This is a genomic window from Saccharopolyspora soli (assembly GCF_022678645.1).
GTDB classification, from domain to species: domain Bacteria; phylum Actinomycetota; class Actinomycetes; order Mycobacteriales; family Pseudonocardiaceae; genus Saccharopolyspora; species Saccharopolyspora soli.
On sequence record NZ_JALBWV010000105.1, the window covers coordinates 1 to 20,206 of the forward strand.

23 protein-coding genes and 3 pseudogenes are annotated in these 20,206 nt (G+C 67.3%); 2 read left to right on the forward strand and 24 right to left on the reverse strand.

Features of this window, described 5'->3' with window-relative positions:
• Positions 1–501 precede the first annotated feature (501 nt).
• From MOQ72_RS41385 to MOQ72_RS41410, 7 genes are all read right to left on the reverse strand, one after another.
• Entirely contained in the window at positions 502–705 is a 204-nt protein-coding gene (locus tag MOQ72_RS41385) for a hypothetical protein (RefSeq protein ID WP_242191458.1), read from the reverse strand.
• On the reverse strand, positions 698–976 hold the full coding sequence (locus MOQ72_RS41390) for a hypothetical protein (protein WP_242191459.1): 279 nt from the start codon (positions 974–976) through the stop codon (positions 698–700). Before MOQ72_RS41390 ends, MOQ72_RS41385 begins: the two co-directional genes overlap by 8 nt.
• 835 nt (positions 977–1,811) lie before the next feature.
• Positions 1,812–1,946 carry a hypothetical protein gene (locus MOQ72_RS45030; protein ID WP_277955453.1) on the reverse strand — a complete coding sequence of 45 codons (135 nt, stop codon included), beginning with the start codon at positions 1,944–1,946 and terminating at the stop codon, positions 1,812–1,814.
• 77 nt (positions 1,947–2,023) lie between these two features.
• Positions 2,024–2,419, reverse strand: coding sequence for a hypothetical protein (locus MOQ72_RS41395; RefSeq protein ID WP_242191460.1), 396 nt, complete (start codon positions 2,417–2,419; stop codon positions 2,024–2,026).
• 91 nt (positions 2,420–2,510) lie between these two features.
• Complete coding sequence (locus MOQ72_RS41400) at positions 2,511–3,185, reverse strand: hypothetical protein (RefSeq protein WP_242191461.1); 675 nt, start codon at positions 3,183–3,185, stop codon at positions 2,511–2,513.
• A 121-nt stretch (positions 3,186–3,306) separates the two neighbouring features.
• Entirely contained in the window at positions 3,307–3,795 is a 489-nt protein-coding gene (locus MOQ72_RS41405; protein ID WP_242191462.1) for a hypothetical protein, read from the reverse strand.
• 226 nt (positions 3,796–4,021) lie between these two features.
• Positions 4,022–4,276, reverse strand: coding sequence for a hypothetical protein (locus MOQ72_RS41410; RefSeq protein ID WP_242191463.1), 255 nt, complete (start codon positions 4,274–4,276; stop codon positions 4,022–4,024).
• A gap of 206 nt (positions 4,277–4,482) precedes the next feature.
• Here MOQ72_RS41410 and MOQ72_RS41415 point away from each other — a divergent pair.
• Positions 4,483–5,346: pseudogene (locus MOQ72_RS41415) on the forward strand (fructosamine kinase family protein); the annotation flags it as partial.
• A 260-nt stretch (positions 5,347–5,606) separates the two neighbouring features.
• Here the strand turns inward: MOQ72_RS41415 and MOQ72_RS41420 are convergent.
• From MOQ72_RS41420 to ku, 16 genes and pseudogenes are all read right to left on the reverse strand, one after another.
• Positions 5,607–6,719 (reverse strand): NsdA family TPR-like regulatory protein, encoded by a 1,113-nt coding sequence (locus MOQ72_RS41420; RefSeq protein WP_242191464.1) that lies wholly within the window; start codon positions 6,717–6,719, stop codon positions 5,607–5,609.
• A 16-nt stretch (positions 6,720–6,735) separates the two neighbouring features.
• Positions 6,736–6,870: pseudogene (locus MOQ72_RS45935) on the reverse strand (helix-turn-helix domain-containing protein); the annotation flags it as partial.
• Between the two features lie 253 nt (positions 6,871–7,123).
• Positions 7,124–7,273 (reverse strand): hypothetical protein, encoded by a 150-nt coding sequence (locus MOQ72_RS41425; protein ID WP_242191465.1) that lies wholly within the window; start codon positions 7,271–7,273, stop codon positions 7,124–7,126.
• A 166-nt stretch (positions 7,274–7,439) separates the two neighbouring features.
• Positions 7,440–8,531 carry a hypothetical protein gene (locus MOQ72_RS41430; RefSeq protein WP_242191466.1) on the reverse strand — a complete coding sequence of 364 codons (1,092 nt, stop codon included), beginning with the start codon at positions 8,529–8,531 and terminating at the stop codon, positions 7,440–7,442.
• 131 nt (positions 8,532–8,662) lie between these two features.
• Complete coding sequence (locus tag MOQ72_RS41435; protein ID WP_242191467.1) at positions 8,663–8,854, reverse strand: hypothetical protein; 192 nt, start codon at positions 8,852–8,854, stop codon at positions 8,663–8,665.
• On the reverse strand, positions 8,848–9,294 hold the full coding sequence (locus MOQ72_RS41440; RefSeq protein ID WP_242191468.1) for an NUDIX domain-containing protein: 447 nt from the start codon (positions 9,292–9,294) through the stop codon (positions 8,848–8,850). The genes MOQ72_RS41435 and MOQ72_RS41440 overlap by 7 nt, the downstream gene beginning before the upstream one ends.
• 2 nt (positions 9,295–9,296) lie before the next feature.
• Positions 9,297–9,512 (reverse strand): hypothetical protein, encoded by a 216-nt coding sequence (locus MOQ72_RS41445; RefSeq protein WP_242191469.1) that lies wholly within the window; start codon positions 9,510–9,512, stop codon positions 9,297–9,299.
• A gap of 380 nt (positions 9,513–9,892) precedes the next feature.
• Positions 9,893–10,102 carry a hypothetical protein gene (locus MOQ72_RS41450; RefSeq protein WP_242191470.1) on the reverse strand — a complete coding sequence of 70 codons (210 nt, stop codon included), beginning with the start codon at positions 10,100–10,102 and terminating at the stop codon, positions 9,893–9,895.
• A gap of 43 nt (positions 10,103–10,145) precedes the next feature.
• Positions 10,146–10,382 carry a hypothetical protein gene (locus tag MOQ72_RS41455; RefSeq protein ID WP_242191471.1) on the reverse strand — a complete coding sequence of 79 codons (237 nt, stop codon included), beginning with the start codon at positions 10,380–10,382 and terminating at the stop codon, positions 10,146–10,148.
• A 684-nt stretch (positions 10,383–11,066) separates the two neighbouring features.
• Entirely contained in the window at positions 11,067–11,459 is a 393-nt protein-coding gene (locus MOQ72_RS41460) for a hypothetical protein (protein ID WP_242191472.1), read from the reverse strand.
• Positions 11,460–11,870: 411 nt separating this feature from the next.
• The gene (locus MOQ72_RS41465; protein WP_242191473.1) at positions 11,871–12,563 is read right to left on the reverse strand and encodes a hypothetical protein; all 693 of its coding nucleotides are present in this window, start codon (positions 12,561–12,563) and stop codon (positions 11,871–11,873) included.
• 373 nt (positions 12,564–12,936) lie between these two features.
• Positions 12,937–13,443, reverse strand: coding sequence for a hypothetical protein (locus tag MOQ72_RS41470; RefSeq protein ID WP_242191474.1), 507 nt, complete (start codon positions 13,441–13,443; stop codon positions 12,937–12,939).
• Positions 13,444–13,590: 147 nt separating this feature from the next.
• A complete protein-coding gene (locus tag MOQ72_RS41475) occupies positions 13,591–14,430 on the reverse strand; it encodes a ParA family protein (RefSeq protein ID WP_242191475.1) in 840 nt (279 codons plus the stop codon).
• A 154-nt stretch (positions 14,431–14,584) separates the two neighbouring features.
• On the reverse strand, positions 14,585–15,934 hold the full coding sequence (locus tag MOQ72_RS41480) for a ParB/RepB/Spo0J family partition protein (RefSeq protein ID WP_242191476.1): 1,350 nt from the start codon (positions 15,932–15,934) through the stop codon (positions 14,585–14,587).
• Positions 15,935–16,435: 501 nt separating this feature from the next.
• Positions 16,436–17,360: pseudogene (locus MOQ72_RS41485) on the reverse strand (helix-turn-helix domain-containing protein); the annotation flags it as partial.
• Between the two features lie 1,092 nt (positions 17,361–18,452).
• Positions 18,453–19,232: a non-homologous end joining protein Ku gene (ku, locus tag MOQ72_RS41490; RefSeq protein WP_242191477.1), complete on the reverse strand. Its 780-nt coding sequence runs from the start codon at positions 19,230–19,232 to the stop codon at positions 18,453–18,455.
• 72 nt (positions 19,233–19,304) lie between these two features.
• Here ku and MOQ72_RS41495 point away from each other — a divergent pair, with 72 nt between their 5' ends.
• Positions 19,305–19,520, forward strand: coding sequence for a hypothetical protein (locus tag MOQ72_RS41495; RefSeq protein ID WP_242191478.1), 216 nt, complete (start codon positions 19,305–19,307; stop codon positions 19,518–19,520).
• Positions 19,521–19,568: 48 nt separating this feature from the next.
• Here the strand turns inward: MOQ72_RS41495 and MOQ72_RS41500 are convergent, their stop codons facing one another.
• The gene (locus MOQ72_RS41500; RefSeq protein ID WP_242191479.1) at positions 19,569–19,790 is read right to left on the reverse strand and encodes a hypothetical protein; all 222 of its coding nucleotides are present in this window, start codon (positions 19,788–19,790) and stop codon (positions 19,569–19,571) included.
• Positions 19,791–20,206 lie beyond the last annotated feature (416 nt).

Genomic DNA, 20,206 nt, shown 5'->3' on the forward strand with positions numbered 1-20,206 from the left:
TACACCATTCCCTTGCTCCGCAAGGGAATACCACTGCTCCGCAGTGGACAGACGATACTTCCCTTGCTCCGCAAGGGGAAACCTCACTTCCAACGATCTCCACACATACAACCCTATACAACAATCCCCTTGCTCTGCAAGGAAAACCCTCAATCCCCTGTGGACAGATCACCCAACCCATCCTCAAACCCTTGACAACACCAACCCACACTGCTAAAGAATCCCCCGCACGACCTCCAGACCCACACCGGCTCACCGCAACCCCCAGAAAGACCCCTGAAACCGCCACAGACAGCCTCAACCCCCACCAGACACCCTTTGGGATACCCCGAAACAGAAAAGGCCCCCCAGCACGAAACCAGGGAGCCCTTTCCAGCGGTTCGTCGCTTCAGGTCCTTGAGCGTCTACTTGGGTTCGCGAGCTCGTCGAAGAGATCCAGGCAGGTCCTGATTCGCGTCCACGTTCCCCTGGGTGAGCTCGTAGGAGGTATCGCGACCACGGTCAGACATCGGCGTCCACCCCCAGCTCGCGGGCGACTGCGGCACGGATTGCTGCGGCGGCTGCTGGTCCGTGGGCGGTATCGAGTCCTCCCAAGCGATCGCACTTGTCCAGCACCACGCGGAGAGCGTCTGCGAGATCGGACTCGGGCCGGTTGGCTGGCGTAGCATCAAGGCGAGCGCGGATCCGGGCATCAAGGTCAGCCATCGAAACCTCCCCGCAGGGCCTTGATAGCCACCTCAGCGGTTTTCCTGGTCCTCAAATCCGGACCATCAGCGCAGCCGCACACGTCACGATGAATCGCTTGAGCAACATCCTCGACCTGGGCACGTCCCTTGGACGAATCCGGCTCCTCCAACACCACCACGTTCGGCAACGCCAACACCACCTCCACCACGTCCTCCGCCAGATCGTGCAGATCCAAGTCATTGGCCGCATCAGCTACCCGGAGCGCCACCTCGTACGGGCTCTCACTCATCGGTTCCTCCAAACTCGAAAGTCATCTCGGCGGAGATACCGCCTTTGGTCAGCGTGTCCGATGACAGGTCACTGGTCGCGCCCCAGCTTGGGCCAACACAACCAGCGTCAAGGGTTCGTCACCAGCTCCACACGACAGACAGCCGCGTGGCGTTCCCGCTCTCTCGGACCCGGTCTTGCACGCTCAGCTCCGCTAATTCCTGGATTTCCCCCTTTTCGTGGGTCACGAGCCGCTCACCGGTCAATCGATCTTCAAGCTGAACCTCAATGCCAAGTCATCCCTGTGGCCATTTCCGACTTCTTCCCCTCTGCTGCGGCGCCCAAGTCAGACCGATATCCGGTTCGTTCGTCCGCACCGTCGGCAGTTCGCCAATGTTGATCCCTGCGTTGGGGACAGCGGGTCTGTAGAGGTCTTCTCACCGTGATCAGGAGGTTGTAATGAGCGAACCTCTTATCGACGAAAAAGCGGGACCACGTTGGCACCGACCAACGTGGTCCCGCCAGGGCGGTCAACTGGGGTGGGGCCAGCTGGTGTTGGGGTCCACCCGGTCAGCAGCCGCCCAGAGCTCCTCGGCGTCAGCGCTTCGCCCAGGTTCGCGATCGAGGGCATACGCCTCGTTGCGAGCGGCATGTGCCCCGTTCGTCTTGACGAACTCGTCTGCTTCCTGCCTACTCAGACCCATTCCTAGTCCTCCGCAGCACTGTCGTTGTCCAGTTCCTTCAATCTGCATCTGCATACTTGGTTCTCCTCATCCAAGGAGAACCAAGTACCGTACCAAACTTGGTAAGTTTGATACGGTACTTATCTTACCTGACAATGACGTCGATCGCGTCCTTCATCGCGTCACCTCCGGCATCAAGTCCTCGACGTCGACCTCGTCCTCGAACGAGGTCTCATCCCAGTGAACAAACAGCCGAGGCTCGACACCGTCCTCGTTGGCCTCCTCACCAGGATCAATCCGATTCGTCACCCGCCCATGAACCACGGGCCAACCCCGATCGGCCCACTTCGTCGTCGCCACACGATCACCACGCTTAAACTCCGCCGTCACCGTTGACCTCCATCCGTATCGTTTTCCTCCGACCCGATCGCAGCACCTGCGACCGCAGCCTGTTCATCCCAGACAAACTGGGCGTCCAGCTGAGCCGCAGCATCTCCATCCGCCGCTCCGGCCTCGATGCTGGTGGTGACGGGTCGACACCGGGCCGCCTCGACGCACTGGACATCCCACTCGCCACCCAGCACTTTCCGCAGCGCATCCCGGACGAAGTCCAAACGCCGCCGCTGAGCCAGCTGCTTGACCAACCAAGGCGGCATGGACAACACCAACGTGCTGCCGTTGAGATCCTGCACGGTGGCGTTGAGCAACAGCGCCTGCGTCGGACGATTCCGCGTCGCGACGGCCTTCAGAACCTCGGTCCACACCAGCCGCACCTCGGCCACTGATCCGACCCTGTAAGCGGCAGTAAGAGCGTCGCTATCGCTGTCCATAGTTCCCTTCGTTCCCTTTCTCGACCTTTCTTGAGACCGTCGGTCAGTGGTTGAATGCCTCGGCGGCGGTAGAAAGGCCGCGGAGTTGGTCGACGGTTCGGTGTCCGCAGCGCAGCCGGGCAGCAATGCGCGCGGTGCTCGCGCCGAGTCGCGTCAGCTCCGCCACGACAGCGCGACGGTCCGCCAGGCTCAGGTGCGCGGGGTTGTCCAACTCGCCGCGCACGGCCAGCAGAACGGCCACGTGGTCCACGTCATCTCGGCCGCCGGTGTCCTCAGCCGTGATCGCCTCGGCGTCCGAGTCGTCGATGTCCACGCCTTCCCAGGCCAATGGCGGTGGCCATCCCTTGCGCTGGGCGGCCTTCACTGATCGGCGTGACGGCCCAGGAGTCATGGACAGTTGGTCGTAGAGCACGACGATTCGGCGGTGCCGCTCGCGGCTGATGCCGGGCAACTGAAACATTCGCGAGAAGGACGCTTCGCTGGTGTATCCGAGCCGCTGTGCGAGGTCAGCCAGGCTGTAACCGATCGCTTGAAGTGCTCGAATGCGCCGCTTCGCGCCGATCGCGTTGATTCGCGCGGGTGGGAGTGCTCCGGCCGCGTGGAACTTCGCGTAGCGGGCTTTGACGCGCTTCGCGTCCGCGCATCGGCATCGTTTGCTGTACGCCCACCGCGTCCCGTGAATCTCGGCCGAGCAGCCTGATCTGTCGATCGTGGGCATAGCTCACTCCTGAAAGGCATTGGTTGGATTCCCCGAATAGCGATCGGGGGACGTGCCCCGATCCGGTCGCAACCCGACTTACGCCGTGCCCGCCAAGGGTCGGGTCGGTCGGCGCTTCTGGTTAGTGCCATCCGGCACCGGGGTCACGCCGGTTGAGCTCGTCAACAACCTCCTGGCGCTGGGCATTGAGCTTCCGGCACTCAGCGACCGCATCCTGCCAAGCCTCGGGCGGCCAGTAATTGGCGACCGTGCCGTCCGGGTTGCACACAGTGGCGAACTCGCCAGGCTGATCGAGGTACTGCACATCGGTGCCGAACTCGACTGGATCAGGAGCAAACCGCTGTTGCGCACTCGTCGGCTCATCAACATGGGCCTGCCCCTCACCGGCGCTCGGCGATGAGGGGCAGGCGAACCCCACCGGCTTGTGGGTGCCGACGGTCCAGGTTTCTCCAGCAGCGTCCTGACACATCGACTGGTCGGCGCTGAAGTCGGACTTGATGACCCGCGGAGTGTCGTCACCGGAACCAGTGCTGGTGTGGCCGGGCTCGTGACAGGCCGCGAGGCCGACCAGGAGCACCGCGGTGGTGGAGGCTCGAACGATCGTCGACATCGTGCACCTCTCCAAATTTAGGTAAATTACGTACGGTACCTAACTTACCAAACCTGGAGAAGACATGCAGCACCAAGTCGGAACACCCGTCGTCGGCGCCGTCGTCGTCGAGTTGCTGGCACGCCTTCCGTCACAGCTCCCGACTACGGTCGCCTTCCTGGGCGATCAGCGTTCGGCATCGGCACGAGGTCATCGTCTGGTAGGCGATTGCTGGGTTCTGTTGGAGTCAGCGGGAGTTCAGGACGATGTCGGCGATGGTTGGGTGGATTTCGGGGTGGCCGAGCATGCCCGCATCGGCGTCTTCGAAGCACGCCACCTCGACCGCGCGGCGAATCTGCTCGGGGTCGCTGAGTCCGGCGATCGCATCGACGATGTGCGTCGCCACCAAGTCGCAGTCCCCATCGTTGACGTGGATCTCCCCGGCATCGTGCTCTGCTTGCAGGTACTCCTCAACAAGGACGCCGACCGTCTTCTGGCCCATTGTTGCCTCCTTCGTTCTGGCTGGCTGGTTGGTTCGCCCAGCACACGTCCCCGGAGAGGTCCCGTGTGCTGGAGAGGCACACCCGGATCGGCACCACGAGCATCGCGGACTGACCGAGTGGTAATTCGAGTACCGTACTCAATTTACCAAGAGGCTTGGTTCGTGCGCTATTGCGGCGTGTACGGCAAGACGGAAGCCTTGCCCGAGTGACGGAGACGGATCTTGGCGCGGCGGTGCAGGCGGCGACCGGGCAGACGCTGCTGCGAGCGCGGCAGCTGGGTGGCGGCGATTCTGCGGCGACGTGCGCGGTCGAGGTGGCCGACGGCAGCACCGTCGTCACCGTCGTCGCGAAATCCTTCCCGCAGGCGGGGCAGGCTGGCGCCGAGGCGGCCGGGCTGCGGTGGCTGGCCGAGCCTGGCGCCGTCGCGGTGCCGGGCGTGCTCGGCCACACCGACCGGTGGTTGATCACGGAACACGTCGAGGCCGCGGCGCCCACCGCTGCGGCGGCCGAGGATTTCGGCCGTGGTTTTGCCGCGCTGCACGCCGCCGGGGCGCCCGCCTTCGGCGCCGCGCCGCCAGGCGGGCCGGTCGACGCGTGGATCGGGCTCGCCCCACTACGCAACCAACCCTGCGCGCGGTGGCCCGAGTTCTACGCCGAACACCGGGTGCGGCCGTACCTGCGGCAGGCCGCCGACACCGGCACGCTCACCACCGAGGAAGTCGCGGTCGTGGAGCAGGTGCTGGTGCGTGTCGACGAGCTGGCCGGGCCACCGGAGCCTCCCGCGCGATTGCACGGGGATCTCTGGCACGGCAACCTCCACTGGGGCGCAGGGCGGGCGTGGTTGCTCGACCCCGCCGCGCACGGTGGCCACCGCGAAACCGACCTCGCGACGCTCCAGCTCTTCGGCTGCCCGCATCTGGAGCGCATCCTGGCCGCCTACCACGAGGTCAGTCCGCTCGCCGACGGGTGGCGCGAGCGCATCGGCCTGCACCAACTGCATTTGCTGCTCGTGCACGTCGTGCTCTTCGGCCGGTCCTATGCCGCGCAGACGGTTGCGGCGGCACGCTCCGCGCTCGGCGCCGCGGGCCCGGCGCCGGGGCTGCCGGTGGCGGGGGACGTGGTCGCGGCCTTGTGCGCGCTCGCCCGTGCTGACGTCCACGCGCTCGGCGTGGAGGGTGACGATCGGCCGGAACGTTCGGCGCGCACCAAAGGCCACATCCGCGGCATCCTCGATGCGCTCGTCGTCGCGCTCGGCGCCGAGCTCGGTCGACGGGTGACGTACGCGGAAGCCCGCGCCGTGCTGGGCGGAGATCGCACGGTCGCCGACCTTCACCAGCAGCGGTAGCGGGCGCGGTACTGCGCGACCCGCCGCCCCAGGTCTCGCACATCGGACCGGCGCGAGGCTGCGGCCACCGTCTGCAGTGGTGTGAGCCTGTCGGCAACGCGGGCCGACCGGAGACCCTGGGCCAACTCCAGGGCGCGGCACCCGGCCTCCTGTCCGGCCTCATGATCCCCCGCGTGTAGATGCGCCACGGCCAGCGTGGTGGTTTCGAACACGATCGGCCGGTGCTCGGTGGTCTGGCGGTGCCGCAGCGCCGCCGTGGTGTCCTCCAGCGCCGCGTCCCAGTCGCCGAGTGCGGCGTGGGCGGCGCCGGTCACCGCCAGCAAATCGGCCTGCTGGAACCAGGACAGCCACGTCGCCTCGCCGTCGTCGGCAGGGTGGGCTTCGCGGGCTTCGGCGATGCGGCGACGGGCCGCCTCCGGCGCGGGCAGCATCGCCGAAGCCCATGCGGCGTTGGCCGCGAGCAGCGCCCGCTGGCGGCTGCCGCGCGCCGAGAGCTCGGCGAGCTGCAGGAGTTTCAGTGCCGCGGCGGCTTCGCCGTGGTGCAGCTCGGATCGTGCGGCGCCGTAGAGCACGTGCCCGATCAGCGGGCGGTCGGCGGCCTGGTCTGCCGCCGCCAACGCGCGGTCCCAGCGCGTGCGGCATTCGCCGCGGTCGCCGAGATCCAGCGCCGCCCACGCTGCCTGTCCCTCACACCGTGCCAGCAGCGCGAGGAGCTGGTGCTGCACGGTGGCGCTGGCGGTGGCGACGTTGAGCAGGCGGCGCACATGGTCGGCCAACGCGACGGTCGCGGACCGCACCAGACCACCGCCGCAGCGCTGATCGAGGTCCCGCAGACCCGCGGCCACCGCCTCCAGCGCCTCCACATCCACGGCCCCGATCCGCGCGGGCAGGACCGGCTCCGCCACGGGCAGGACTGCGGGAACCGGGTCTCCCAGCACGCCATACCCCGCGCTCGCCGCGGCCAACGCCAGAAACCGTCGCCGCTGCACCTCCTCGTCCTCCCCCACCTCGGATTCGGACCATGTCGGGTCGTAGGCCAACCCCATGTAAGCCACGCGGAATACCCAGACCATCAGCGATCCGCGCGAGAAGGTCATACGCCTTCGCCTGACGCCCGTTGATGATCTCCGACACATCCGACTGTGAACAACCCGTACGTTCGGCGATCTGCCGCTGCGAAATCCCCCACTCCTGGCGAAGCAGCCGGAACACCGCGGTGACGTCCCGCTTCGCCAGAGCGTCCCGCATCCGCTCGTCGTCCCACCACCCGCGATCCAGCACGACACACCTCCTCTCCCCCGGTTATCGGCACCCGATTCCCCCAGTTGAGCCACGCCCTTCCCGCGGCTACGCAGGGCGGACCACGTGAAGCAATGTCGCAGGTGAACGCGAATCCCCGCGGCCGGACTTCGGAGTGCGCACGAGCGCGATCACAGACTGCTCTGCCTACTCGCCGCGGCGGCCTGCTGGCGTGCCACCGAGCAGCCCGCAGGTTCGGAGGTCATGGTGTGTCGCTCCACTGGGCCAGGGACGCGATCGCGCGTTCCACCTCCGGCCGCTGCTGCTCAGCGATCCGCCGAAAATGCGCCAGCAGCGATTCCATCGTCTCCTGCGCGTCGTTCTCATCGTCGAACTGCACGACCTCGTCCACGCCCAACCAGCACCCTTCCCGACAACGCCGCTCTCTACCCGTCGACGTCGGGAGCTCTGGCTCAGCATCCCAATCCCCACTGACGTCTTCCAGGAGGCGCACCCGTTCTGGCCGCGCTCCCGCGGTGATATCGACTCCGGCCTACGGCAGGACGGGTTCAGCGGGGTTACTGACTCCACGGCGGCGTTTCCACCGCCCGGTCTGGTGTGGACGGTGGTGGTTGCCCGCCGTCCGCGCGAATCAGCGTGGCGGCCAGGGAAAGGAACTCCTCGCGGGTGGTGCTGCGTGTGCGGGGCGAGCCGGTGCACTGGTCGATGAGCATCCGCAGCCCCCACCGCTGCACCCTCCCGAACCGGGCCAGATACACCCCGACGTAGCGGATCTGGAAACGGTCCTCGGTGTCCAGCCAGGCGCTGGCGAGCAGCTCCCACAACCTCGGCGCGGTCACCTCCGGATCCAGGGCCTCGTCGGTGAACACGGTCAGCAGCGTCTCACCCACCAACAGCCCGCGGCAGGCCCAGCCGGGCACGATCACCGGGTTCACGATCCCCAGCGGCGCTCCCGTGGCGGGCTCGCCTGCCCACCGCCGCAGGCCCGCCGCCCCGGAATCCGGCTTCCCGAACAACGCGGCCAGGTCGACCAGGTTCGCGAGGGCGCCGTCGGGGATGTCGGACCGCAACTGGTGCACCGCGGTGGCCGGGTCGTCGACGAGCAGCACAGCGGCATCGCGCTCCAAGACGGCCGCCGTCCAGCAGATCCGCGCCAAGCCCACCTCGGCGCCGCGTGGTCCCACAGTCCCCGAGGGCGCATGGGCGGCGAGGTAGCGCACCATGCGAACCTGCAGATCGGTGAGCGCGTCCTCGACCGGTCCGCCGCGGGCGGGCTCCGACGGCTGGCCGAGGTCCCGCCAGCCGGTCGCGGTCGGCCGCCACGCCCACGCCCGAGCCCGCTGCGACGCACTCAGCGGAGCATGCGAGGGCCACGCCGCCGCCGCAGTGTGCGCCCAGCCCGGCGACACCACGCCCGTGCGCACCCACGCGGCCAGCACACGGTAGGGCGGGGCGTGCTGAACGCACCAGGCCACCCGCTGCCGAAACGCCGCCGCCACCAACTCCTCATCCACACCCTGCGGCAGGCGCAGCGGTTCGTGCTGGCGAGCGATCGCGGCCAACGACGCAGTCAGCATCGACACCCCGCCCAACCGATCCGCACACCACCACCGCAGCGGCCCAGCCGCCAGCCTCTCCCGCAGCGACATCACCCCACCCTTTCCTCGTCGAACGCCATTGCACAGCAGTGCGCCCCGGCCGTGAGTGGCCGGGGCGCACTGGTTCCTGACTGATCGGCGGCGCGCGGCGGAGCACCTGCGCGATGTCCGTCGTCAGCGCGTCATTGCCGCCGCGCCTCGCGCGCACACGCCTTCAAGACATCTGCTGCCTCGTCTGCCATCTTCGGAGAAAGAGCGATGCCAACACTCTCCCCAGGATTCGTCGGGTGAGAAACCCGCACCACAACCAGACCGTTCTCAGCGTCAATCTTCAACGATCCCACCAGACCCTCCTCATCCTTCTCGATCAGCACACCGAGCGGTCGATTTTCAACGCGATCAGCGCGTCGCGCAGAATCGTGTCGTGGTCGAACGCCAACTCGTCGAACGGCACATCCCGCACCGGCACCCACCCCGTGGCGTCGGCGTCATCGGCCGCGGTCGCCACAGCCGGTTCATCGAGCACTGCGGCGAACGCTCCCGAGACCACCCGGCCACGCGGATCCCGCTCCGGTGCGTCGTAGATCCCGACGAACACCAAAGCCGAACCCGGTACCCTCACCCCGGTCTCCTCGGCGCACTCGCGGATCGCCGCCTGGCGGAATGTCTCGCCTGCGTTGAGGTAGCCCCCCGGCAGAGCCGGTGCGCCGGGGTAGGCGTCGGAATCCGCCGCACGCCACACCAGCAGCACCGACGGCCCCTCCTCGGTCTCGGCGATGAGGACCAGGTCCGCGGTCACACTCGCCTCGGTCACGGTCACTCCTCGATCTCGGCAGGCGCGGTGGCGGTCTCCTGCTGGAACCGGTCGGTCACCCGCGTGACCGTGGCACGAAACGGATCATCAGCAGCATGACCGAAACGGGCGTTGTAGGCATCAGCCCGATCCTGCGCGCCTTCACGGGTGCGGTGCAGGGACAGGAACTCCGGATCGGCGAAGTGATCAGGCTTGCGCATCACCAGGTACAGATGCACGAACATCTCCTCTCCTGAAAAGTTAAGTACCGTACTCAACTTACCTCACCGGTTAATCGCTTTAAAACGGCAACTCGGTCAGGAACCGCTGCACCTGCTCGGCCGTCATCGGCTCCGGCTGATGCTGCGGGTGCTCGCAGGGCTGGCACTCGCAGCACCCGCGGTCACGGCAGTCGCCGCAGCCCGGCGCCACATCCCCAGCGACATCCATGTAGTCACGCACTGTCGAACCTCCCGGACCTGCTCAGCACAACGTTGACGAACCCCTTGTGCGGCTCAGTAGCCGCGTTCGCGTTCGACTCGCTCGGCCTGCCGCTGGTAGTGCTTGCGCTGACCAACGTCAGCAGCCCCTCGGTGCGCTGCTGCGTGGTGCTCGCGATTCATCGCGCCTGTTCGCCCAGAGACTCGTGCCAGTCCTGCATGTCCTTGTCGAAGTGCGCTTCGCCGGTGTTGTTGTCGACGACCATCGCGTTCAACGCGGTCGCTGCGGCCTGCGCGAGCGTCGCGTGCACCTGGGCCTCTGCGATGTGGTGTGGCTCGCCGCGCCGCAGAAGCTCTTCGGCCTTCTGGTAGTGCTCGGGTCCAGTCATCGTGTCGTTCTCCCTACTGTGATGGCGGATTTCAGTGGAGTGGTCACCGGATGCGGGCGGTCCACATCGCGATGTAGAGCCCCTCGGGGTCCTCGTCGGCCCAGCGCTGCAGCGCGGCGGCGGCAACCTCGGCCAACTCGCGCGCAGGGGCATGCGCGACCGGGATGCACATGCCGCCGCCGAGCACCACCGTGACGTAATGGGACAACTCGCCGTATTCGGTCCGGTAGCGCTGCTTCTCCGGGACCTCGGAGACGTCGATCCTGATGTCCTTCGCCACGATCAACTCCTGCGCTCGTCCTGGTCATTGTGCTCGACCGCGACCTCGTCCCAGCACTCGGTTTCGCCCTCTGCGTCCAGGGGCATCCGGTGCGACACGAACTCGGTATAGCCGCACTCATTCCGAACGGCGGCGCACTCCCTGCCGCATATCGGGCATTCCTCCGGGAACGGAGCCGACATCTGCCTTACCTCCTTCTCCTGGGTGGCGGTTCGGCACCCGCACCCGCCACGTCGGTCTCTGGTGACGTCAGGCAACGCGGTAGCGCGTGCGCCGGTCAGGGTCGATGAACATGGTCGGAACGCCCGAGGGCCGCGCGGTCGGGTCGTCCATGTCGATGCCCTCCCACGCCGCGGGAGTCGGCACGCCCGCCTTCCGGGCACGCACTTGGGCCGATCGCGAGGGTCCGGGCGTGCCGGAAAACTGTTCGTAGACCGCGGTGATCCGCTCGGCAGCGCCTGGATTCGGCGGCGGCTGCCCACAGTGGGCACCAGCGCAGCAGGAATATGCCCAGCGCGCAGGCGCTTTCGATACGACCGGTCAGCGGCCAGCGCATCAGCGCAGCGGCAACCATAGTTGCGATAGGCATTACGGTGCCGTGTCGACGGCCACCACAAACCGACCGATCAGCCACGACGACGCGCGGTGTCCGCCGCTGCGGAGCTGGCGTGCGTTCCGGGGTGGTCATGCGGTCGCCTCTTCCGCGGCCTCCGGGCAGCAGTCGACGCAGCCGTGCACGCGGGCGTAGTAATCATGCTCCACCCCACACGCACACACATGCTGCGCCAGATACGCCAACGTCAGCGCGGCCCGGCGCCGCGGCGTGAACTCCTGCAGCGGCACCGCCTCATCGGCACGCCACAAGTTCGCCGTCCGACTCCCACCCCGCCACACCAACACCGCAAACGGCTCCTGACCTCGGCACCGCTGCAGACCACCCGCATGCAACTGGGCAAGGGTCACCAACCCCTCAGGCGCGTTGCCCCACGTGAACGCGGGCAGCCCGTCCACCCGCCCCCAGCTCCACACCACACGGCCATCCCACAGTTCAACCTCGGTGATCGGATTCGGGCTCATCGGCAACCTCCGCGGCACACCACAACCGGTGCAGGTAAGTCTAGTACCGTACTCAACTTACCTCAACCGGCTGTTCGAAAAACGAGCACCAGATGAGCATCCCCAGACGGCATCAGGGTTTTCGCGCTCCCACGATCACGCCTCGACCCGGACCGGCAGCGACACCGAGGTGGTTGCTTCTGCCCGCGGCCCGTGTTCGAGCCGGTCGGCTCACCCAGCAGCCGGACACCGTGGCGGCGCAGTGGGGTGCCCGGCTGCTCGAAGGTCGACCGGCGCCTGGTCGACGCTGTCAAAACTCGGCGCCGCCGTCGAGCCTGCTCAGGTCGACGAACACGTCCGTCACGTCGGACACCAGTGCTCCAGGCGGTCCGCGATGTGAGTGCGAAATGACGGCACTTCGCCCGGTGGTTGTTACCGGCACCAGAGGGTGACGTGGTCGCGATGCAGTAGCGGTGCTCCGGCGGGACCTTTGATGTGTGGAGCGATGAGGATGCGGCGGTGGTTGCGATGACCTGGCCCGCATGCCTGCCAGCGTTTGTGCGGGCGTACGACCCAGCGGTGGTGGAAATGACTGCGTCCCGTGCCGCGGGCAACGGGTTGCTGGCGACGGATCTGGATCACCGTCACGACAGGCTCATAAACTTCGTCGCGAGCTCTGTGAGCGGCTGCGGTACGTGCAGCAGGAGCAGGAGTGGCAGGTGTTGCCGAGGCGACGCCGGGCATGTCCATGAGCAACCACATCGCCTGGATCATGCCCGCTCTGGCTCGGATGATCGGCAGCCGCAGGTCGGTCAACGGCCGGTAGCGGTCCTCCACCGACACGATCACGCCTCCGACACCGAACAACGGTGGGGGATGGTGCCGCGTCCGGCCGCAGATCTTTTCCATCGCTGCGCGGCTGATCCACCAGGTCAGCATCAGCCCGTCAGGGTGCGGACCCCAGCTGACGGCCTGCGCGGTCGCCGTCTCGCCACCACGTCCTACCGGCACCGGCCCGAGGCCATCCTCAACGAGAAGGAACCCACAACCTGCGGGCCGGTCGGCCGGTAGCCACCGCGTTTCAGCGATCTCGCGTTCAGCGACCTCGCGGGCCAGCTGCGCCATCGGCGCGGTCACCCAGAACAACTCAGCCGTACGCAGCGTCTGTTCCAGCGCCTCAACCGCCCCATCCTCACCAGGAGCGACCACAGTGCGCGAGGCGCAGTCCCGGACCAACGTATCGCGCACGGCAGGTAGATCAACAGGCCGCATACTCCCAGCATGAAACCCCACACCAACCTGCGCAAAACCCCTCAGCGAACCCCGCCCGACGCTGGTTTGACACCTCCAGGACGTGCTCGCGGGCATAGCGCATCGCCGCGTCCTGCACTGCCGCCGGATCGTCCTCGTCGTCTCCGGTCACGGCGGGCGGTTTCGGGACTCGCGGACGGCCGAGACGTCTGCGTGCGGCCATCTCGTCCAGGAGTGCTTACCTGCTCTACCGCGGCGCCTCACCAGGACTCGGGTCCGCGTCGAGTTCCTGCTCGTAGCGGGCGAGCTGACGGCGGAGATACCGCTCGTTAATGTTCAACGCCGCGGCGATCTTCGTGCGCGTCACCGTCGGATCCGCCGCCTCCACCTCGGCCACCGCCTCCGCCGCGACCCGCGGCATCACCGCGCTGATCGCATCCCGCTCCTCATACAACCGAGCGCAGTAAGCGAGATCGTCCTCGTGCGCATCCTGCGGCGGAACATGCCGCTCCAACTCCTTCGGCACAGGGCGCGGGGCGCGCACGGTATACAGCCACTCCTTCGACGTCCCCAACACCGCGGCGATCTCCCGAGGCGCCAACCCCTGACGACGCCCCTCCGCGAACGCCTTGTCCCGCCAATTCGGCGCCGCCGCAGCCACCGCGCGCCGCCGCCGCTGCAACCGCCGGTAATACGCCACCGCGCTCTCACCCCGACGCCGCTGCGGCACCTCCACGCCCGCCTCCACGCTCACCTCCACAACACCTTCCAACCTGACGACCGGACCCAACTTACCTCACCTCCTTCCAGGGAGATCAGCTTTCCTTCCTGGTCAGTCTCATATGACCACACCCCGCCCGCACGTCACCGTCACCGAGCCGCGACCGTTCACGCGCGCCTGCTACTTCGTGACTCCGCGACGATCGAGGTCCTTCAGTAGGTCCTCGTAATCGGCGGTGATCTCGGCTCGTGGGAACGCGGCGGCCAGCGGGCGGGACATGGCGAAGGCGGTGATCTCGTAGTGCTGTTTGCGGATCGCTGGCAGCAGCATGTCCGCGTATCCGCCTTCTTCGGCTGGGGCGTTGAGTTGGTCCATCACGTCCTGGTAGGCCCCTCCCTCGCGGACAGCGGGGACGATGTTAGGCACGATGCCGACGAGTTCCGCCTGGGTTTTCCCGTCCTCCTGCATCTCCTCGATCCACTGCAAGGTTTCGCCGATCTGGACCCCTTTGGGCGTGGGGCAGACCACGACGATGATCCAGTCAGCGGCGGCCAACGCCGCTAGCGAGAGCGGATTCGCGCCACCAGGCGTGTCGAACCAGTTCGTATCTACCGGCGAGGCGTCGCGCACTTCGGTCTTGAGTACCTCGGCGCAACCGCCCATTTGCGCGATCTTGAGCATGTCGTATTCGAGTTCGCGAGCTTCCGGGATGAGGGTGTATCGCGGTATCGGCGTCTGCCACTCCACATCCGCGAAGTGCACTGGCCGCTTCACCGGCTTTCCCCGATCGTCGACCTCGCCGGTCTTGATCCGCCGTTTGCGCTGCAGTACGTCACCGACGTAGAGGGCGCCATCGTCGGGGTCGAGGTCGATACCGTTCCACAAACTCAGCGTGCATTGGCGGTCCAGGCCGATGCCGCGGACACGCTGCCCGCGGATGGCCTGCATCGCCGCCAGGTTGTGAGCCAGCGATGATTTACCGACTCCTGTGGTTCCGCTGACGACTGCGATGTTGTTCACGCCCACCTCCTGGTCGACGGGGCTGCGACCTATTCCGTACGGAATAGGTCAGGTGGCGCTTCCCGATCTGGGCACACGCCGGTGATCAGCCTGGCACGTCCGGATCACATCTCGGTTCCATCCATCGCGACACCGGCCAGCACCGGGGCTGTGACTACGCCAGGCCAAGATCGGCGAGGCGCTGGCGGTGACGCTGAACGTGCGGTGGTTCGTCGTCGGCGCACTGCCCGGCAGCCTGTTCCAGGAGCCACAGCGCCCGACCGACGGCGATCCGCCGCCATGTGACCTGCTTGACCATCACCCCATCCAGCGGCCCCGTCTCGGGCAGATCGATTCCGAGAGCGGTGGCCACCGGCGCGCGCCAGCCGAGGTCGGTGGCGTCTTCGGGATTGGTGCACAGGTCGGCGTCGGTGAGAATGTCGGCACGCACGGTGGCACTCAGCGGCAGTTGCAAGGCCGCGAGCCACGCCGGTCCTGATGGAGTTTTCGGGGCCTGCTCGGTCTGCTGATCGTCTGTTCTCGTAGCGACAGCGGTCGCGTGCTCTGCTGCGGATTCGCCTGGGCTGCTCCTGGCCTGCGGCGCCGTCGTTTGGGCGGGCGGGGTCTTCGCCTGGTCGCTGCGTTGGAGGCGGCGGGCGCAGACGCGCAGGGTTTGCGGCTCGTCGGTTGTCTGCGACTGTTCCCACGCGGCGAACACCCGATCGCGGTCCTCGGCGGCCAATTCGAGAAAGGCGTAGGCGTCGGCCCGAGTCATCTCGCCGCTGCGAACCTTGGCCGCCACCTGCGGCGAGTGCTCCACCAGTTTGGTGAGTTTCAGGGTTTTCACCACCTGTCCCTGCGCGACGCCGCGGCGTTCCGCGATCTGGGTGGTGGACAGGCCCGACGTGCGATAGCGCTCGTACGCCTGCGCTTCCATGATCGCGTCCGGCTTCTTCCGCTGGAAGTTCTCGGACAGGAAGATGTCGGCAATGGTGACCGGGTCACATGGCCCCGTGCGCACGAGGGCGGGCAGGTCGGTGAGCCCGACGTGCACGGACCCCGCGTAGCGGCGGTGACCGATGATGATGACCCACTCGGCCCCCTCCGGCAGCAGCGCCGCCGCAGCCGGATCGTCTTCCTCGATCCGCTGGCGCGGCGCGATCACGATCGGCTGCTGCAACCCGTTCGCCTTGATGTCCTCACCGAGTTCGATCGTCTCGGGTTCGGCGAGCGCGCGCTCCGGCGGGTTGTGCGGGTGCGGAGTGATCGTGGCCAACGTGATCCGCGGCAACCGGTCCATATGGGCCGCGGCTTCCTTCACCGCAGCATCCAGTTCCGCTGCCGTCGTGCCAACGACGGTGTCCAGAAGATTTCCCCGCGGTTCATCGTCATCATCGTGGGCCACCGTGGCAACACCAGTCGGCGCCGCCTCCACCGTCTCCACACGTGGACGGCGGGTACGTCCACCTCCCCGCCCCCGGCCCACCGCCGCCTTCATCGCGGCCTGCCTCGCTGCTTTCGCCATGCCCCACAGCGTATGGATCACCCAACCCCTGATCCAGTACGCCTCGCCTATTCCGTACGGAATAGGCGACTCGTCTCAGGCGCTTCGCGGTGCCGCGCAGTGCAGGATCGGGTCAGTGAAGCTCGGCGCCGATCGGCTGACCGGATCAACTGTCCACTGCCCAGCAGAACGCGTCCGCTTCACCTCAGCGACCGGTCCGCCCTATTCCGTACGGAATAGGAATCCGGCGGGATCGAGACTGAACTACCCACCGAGCCGCGACACAGCTGTCTGGCCGGGTCGGACCGAGATAGGCCGGAGCAGGGACCGGTCCGCAGCTTCGGGTCACAACCCGACGGGCCAGGCACGTCCCAGACCGCACCAGACCGCACCACCTACCTGTGCTGTCTCATGAGGTTGGTTCCTCGAAGTAGTCGTCGAGGGTGAGCTGTTCGGTCCTTGGCGTGGCTGGTTCGGTTCGGGTGGACGGTCGGTGGTGATGCGGAAGTCGCTGCCGCGAGTCCGGGAGATCAGCGGCCGTCCGTCGAGGGCGGTGTGTCCGCGTTCGTGGTTGTAGTGGTTGAGGAAGTCCGCGAGTGCGGACAGGCGTTCGGTTTCGCTGGTGTAGTCGCGGACGTAGGCCCATTCGCGGGTGAGGGTGCCGTGGAACCGCTCAACCTTGCCGTTGGTGCGGGGCGTGTAGGGACGGGTGCGCTTGCGCTTGGTGTCGGTGCCGCACGCGGTGAATCGGCGTAATGCCGTGCTCGGCGAAGAACGCCACGGCTCGCAGCCAGAATCCGGCGGCGGTGTCGGCTTTCTCGTCGTCAAGTGCTTCGGTGTAGGCCAGCCGGGAGTAGTCGTCAACGGCGCTGTGTAGGTAGAGGTAGCCGACCCGCCCGGTGCCCGCTCCGATGCGTTTGGAGGCGCGGGCGCCGTCGGTGCCGACGCCGTGCATTCGCCAGCCACCACCAGCGGGGATGCGGCCGAGCTTCTTCACGTCGACGTGCACGAGATCCCCGGCGCGCTCGTGCTCGTAGCGGACGACGGCACGCAGCGATTCCCCGGTGGGCGGGTCGAGGTCCCGCAGCCGATTCAGTCCGCGGCGAGCCAGGACGCGATGGATGGTCGCTGGCGCCACGGTGAGCCCGTGATGGCGGGCCAGGGCTTCGGCGATGCGGACTGGCCCGTGCTTGGTCTGCCGACGCAGGGCCTCGATAAGGTCTGCGACCTCATCAGGCGTGGTGGTCGGGCTGCGTCCGGGCCGGGAGGATCGATCGAGCAGACCGGCGTCGCCGTGTCGGCGCCATCGGGCGTACCACTTGGCCAGGCAGCGTCGGGAGACGTTCGCTTCAGCGGCGACGTGGGCGATCGGACGGCCGGAGTCCACCCGCACGCACAGCCGCCGACGACCTTCTGGGGTCAGTGGCGCGTTGCGGTGCCTGGTCATGCCTGCCCGCCACAGTGCTCACCACCCATATTCCGTCTCGAAAGTTCGATATCGGGCTGATCATGCCGGAGCCCACCGACAGCGTCGGCGGGCTCCGGGGGCAGGTTCAGCTCGCGGCGCGGGATTTGCGATGGGCGCGTACCCGGCAGGCGGTCGAGCAGAAGGTGCGGCGGCGACCGGTGGCGGGCTGTTTCATGACCTTCTCCAGGTGTGCCGGAACGACCAGAATGCCACGGCACAGCACCCTCTCCCTGTCCGCTCCCATGCCGCCCACTGACCGGCATCCTCGGCCCCTGCGGGAGCACACGATCCGGATCACGGACAGTAGGCCGCTTCTGTCCGTGATCCGGTGACCGAATGGAACAGCCCCTGTCCGGACACCAGCCGGTGGGGCGGACGGTGTCCGGACATGACATCAGAAGGCGGCTCGCTGCCGGTTGAAACGCGGACTTGGCGGCGCGGAGGCGATCGCGGACGCCGCCGCCAAGTACCTCGGCTCGCCGACCGTGGCCCTATTCCGTACGGAATAGGGGCACGGAACGTCAGTGTTCACCGTCGCCGTCCATAGCCGATGATGCTGCCTGCTGGCGCGACCCCGAGCGGATTCCAAGTGTGAAAGCGAGGTCGGCTGGGGTTTCGGCACCGCGCAGCGCGTCCTGGTAGTGGGCACGGAGTGGAAATCGCCGCGCTGCCGCGCAATGCGTCGAGCAACAGGGTGCGGGGTTGACGTTCTCTCCGCTGGTGCACGTTCGAGGGGAACAGGAAGCCACAGAGCGACATGGCCGAACCATCCGGCCGAGGACCGTGCTTCGTTCACGGACGTGTCCGGCGGCAGCATCCTTCCTCAGACAGCCCCTGTCCGGTCGACCAGTCCTTGCCGCGTGCTGGCCGCGACTCGTGGACACCGTTACCGGTGTTGGCCTCGAATTGCGCCTCGAACTGAGGCAGCGTGCCGGGCAGCACGGACAGCCGTATCCGGACAGGGACCGGCCGACCGGACCGACCGTGGCGGCCGTCCGGCACGGTCCGGACACTATCTGCGGACAGTGTCCGGACGCCGGTTGGCCGCTGGAACGGTTCGGTCGGCGCCGGTCAGGACCGGCGGGGCCGCTTGCTGGCGCGGGCCTGCACCAGGGCGGTTTCGAGTGCGGCAGCGAGGTCGGCCGGGGCTTGGTCGTCAGCGGGCGCCGCGTGGGGGAGGCGTCCGGCGATCTTGGCGTCGACGAGTTGGTCCACCGCGTCGCGGTAGTGATCGCGGTAGTGGTCAGGGTGGAAATCGTCACGCAGTGCGTCGAGCAGGGTGCGGGCGAGGTGGCGTTCGCGCGGCGGGATCTCTACCGGGGCGGGCTCGAACGGGCTGGGGTCGTTGAGGTCGCTGGGCCAGTAGAGGAGCTGAAGGACGAGCAGGCGGCGCTCGGGGCGGAGCATGGCCAGGTGCTCGCGCTGTCGTAACGCGATTTGGCCGATCGCGACGTGCTCGGCGTCGGTCATGGTGTCGCGCAGGAGCACGTAGGCGCGTTCGGCGCCGTTGGCGGGGTGGGGTTGGGCGTAGTAGGCCCGGCCCCACAGCGTGGGCGGAACCTGCTCGGCGGGCAGCGCGGCGATCTCGAACCGGTGCTGGGTGGGCAGCGGAAGCCGGTCGAGATCCTCCTCGTCGAGGGGCACGAGTTGGCCGCCGGTGTCGTAGCCGCGGATGATCTCCTCAAGTGGGACTTCGCGGTCTTCGCGTTCGCAGACGCGGCGGTGACGGATACGGCCCCCGCAGCCGTGGACCTGGCGGAAGGTCACCGACCGGTCGCGGGCGGCCGGGTGCAGCCTGATCGGGATGTTGACCAGGGAAAACGTCAGCGACCCGTGCCAGACGGCCACCATGTGCTCATCATCGGCCCCTGGAGTCGAGCAAGCCACTCCGCCTCGGCCACGGAACGGCGTGACACTGGGCTGGTGACCAGCGAACTGCGTCGCGAATACCACGTGGCCTGCGGCTACCTCTCCGCCTTGCAGGCATGCTTCGATCACCTCGACCGCCAGGGCATGGACCAGGTGTGGACGGCGTCCGCACGGCTGAGCTTGGAGCACATCGCCCGACTTCTTGCCGACGGTATGAGGTTCGCCGAACCCGATCACGGTGATGGCGCCGAGGGCGCCCCTCCGCCTTGACGGCCCAGCGGCTCGGCTCGTCGCCGTCCGGCGGCAGGGCGTGGGGTGTCAGGCCAGCCAGAGCACGACGAGTAGGTCGACGCGGCGTTGGTCGTTGAGGATCAGGTACACGATGTCGCCTTCGCCGTGCGGGCCGAAGCGCCATGCGCGCATCGGGCTGTCCGGTCGGTGTCGGTGGTAGGGGTGGCCGTTCCACGGGGCCAGCGCCAGCGCCGTGAGTGCCTCGGCGGGCAGCGCGGCGATCTGGGCCTGGGACTGCTCGGCGGCCATTCCTGACGCTGAGAGCTTCGCTCCTGCGCGGTTGGGTTCGAGTGAGGCTTGGGGGCGGCTTGAGGGCTTCTGCGGCGTGTGGGGCTTCTGATCGCCGTTGGGACTCTTGGTCGACGCCTTCCAGGTGGCGTGGGTGGTCACGCATGTGATCACGGCGCCCTGTTCGACAGAATCGGGAACTCGTCGCCAACGCGGTCGGTGACGCTCATCGCGTGTAGGGGCTCAAACTCCGCGACATCTTGATCTTGTTTGACCTGCGGTCTTGCTCGGTGTCTCAGTCGGCATGTCCGCCCCGGTGTCTCAGTTCGATGGCATTTCTTCAATGGGCCGGGTCCGACCAGCCGCGCCGGTCTCACAGGGTTCAGGCAGCGTTGCGTGTTGATCTAAGGTGCCGCCATGACGCTCAAGCTCCGGCC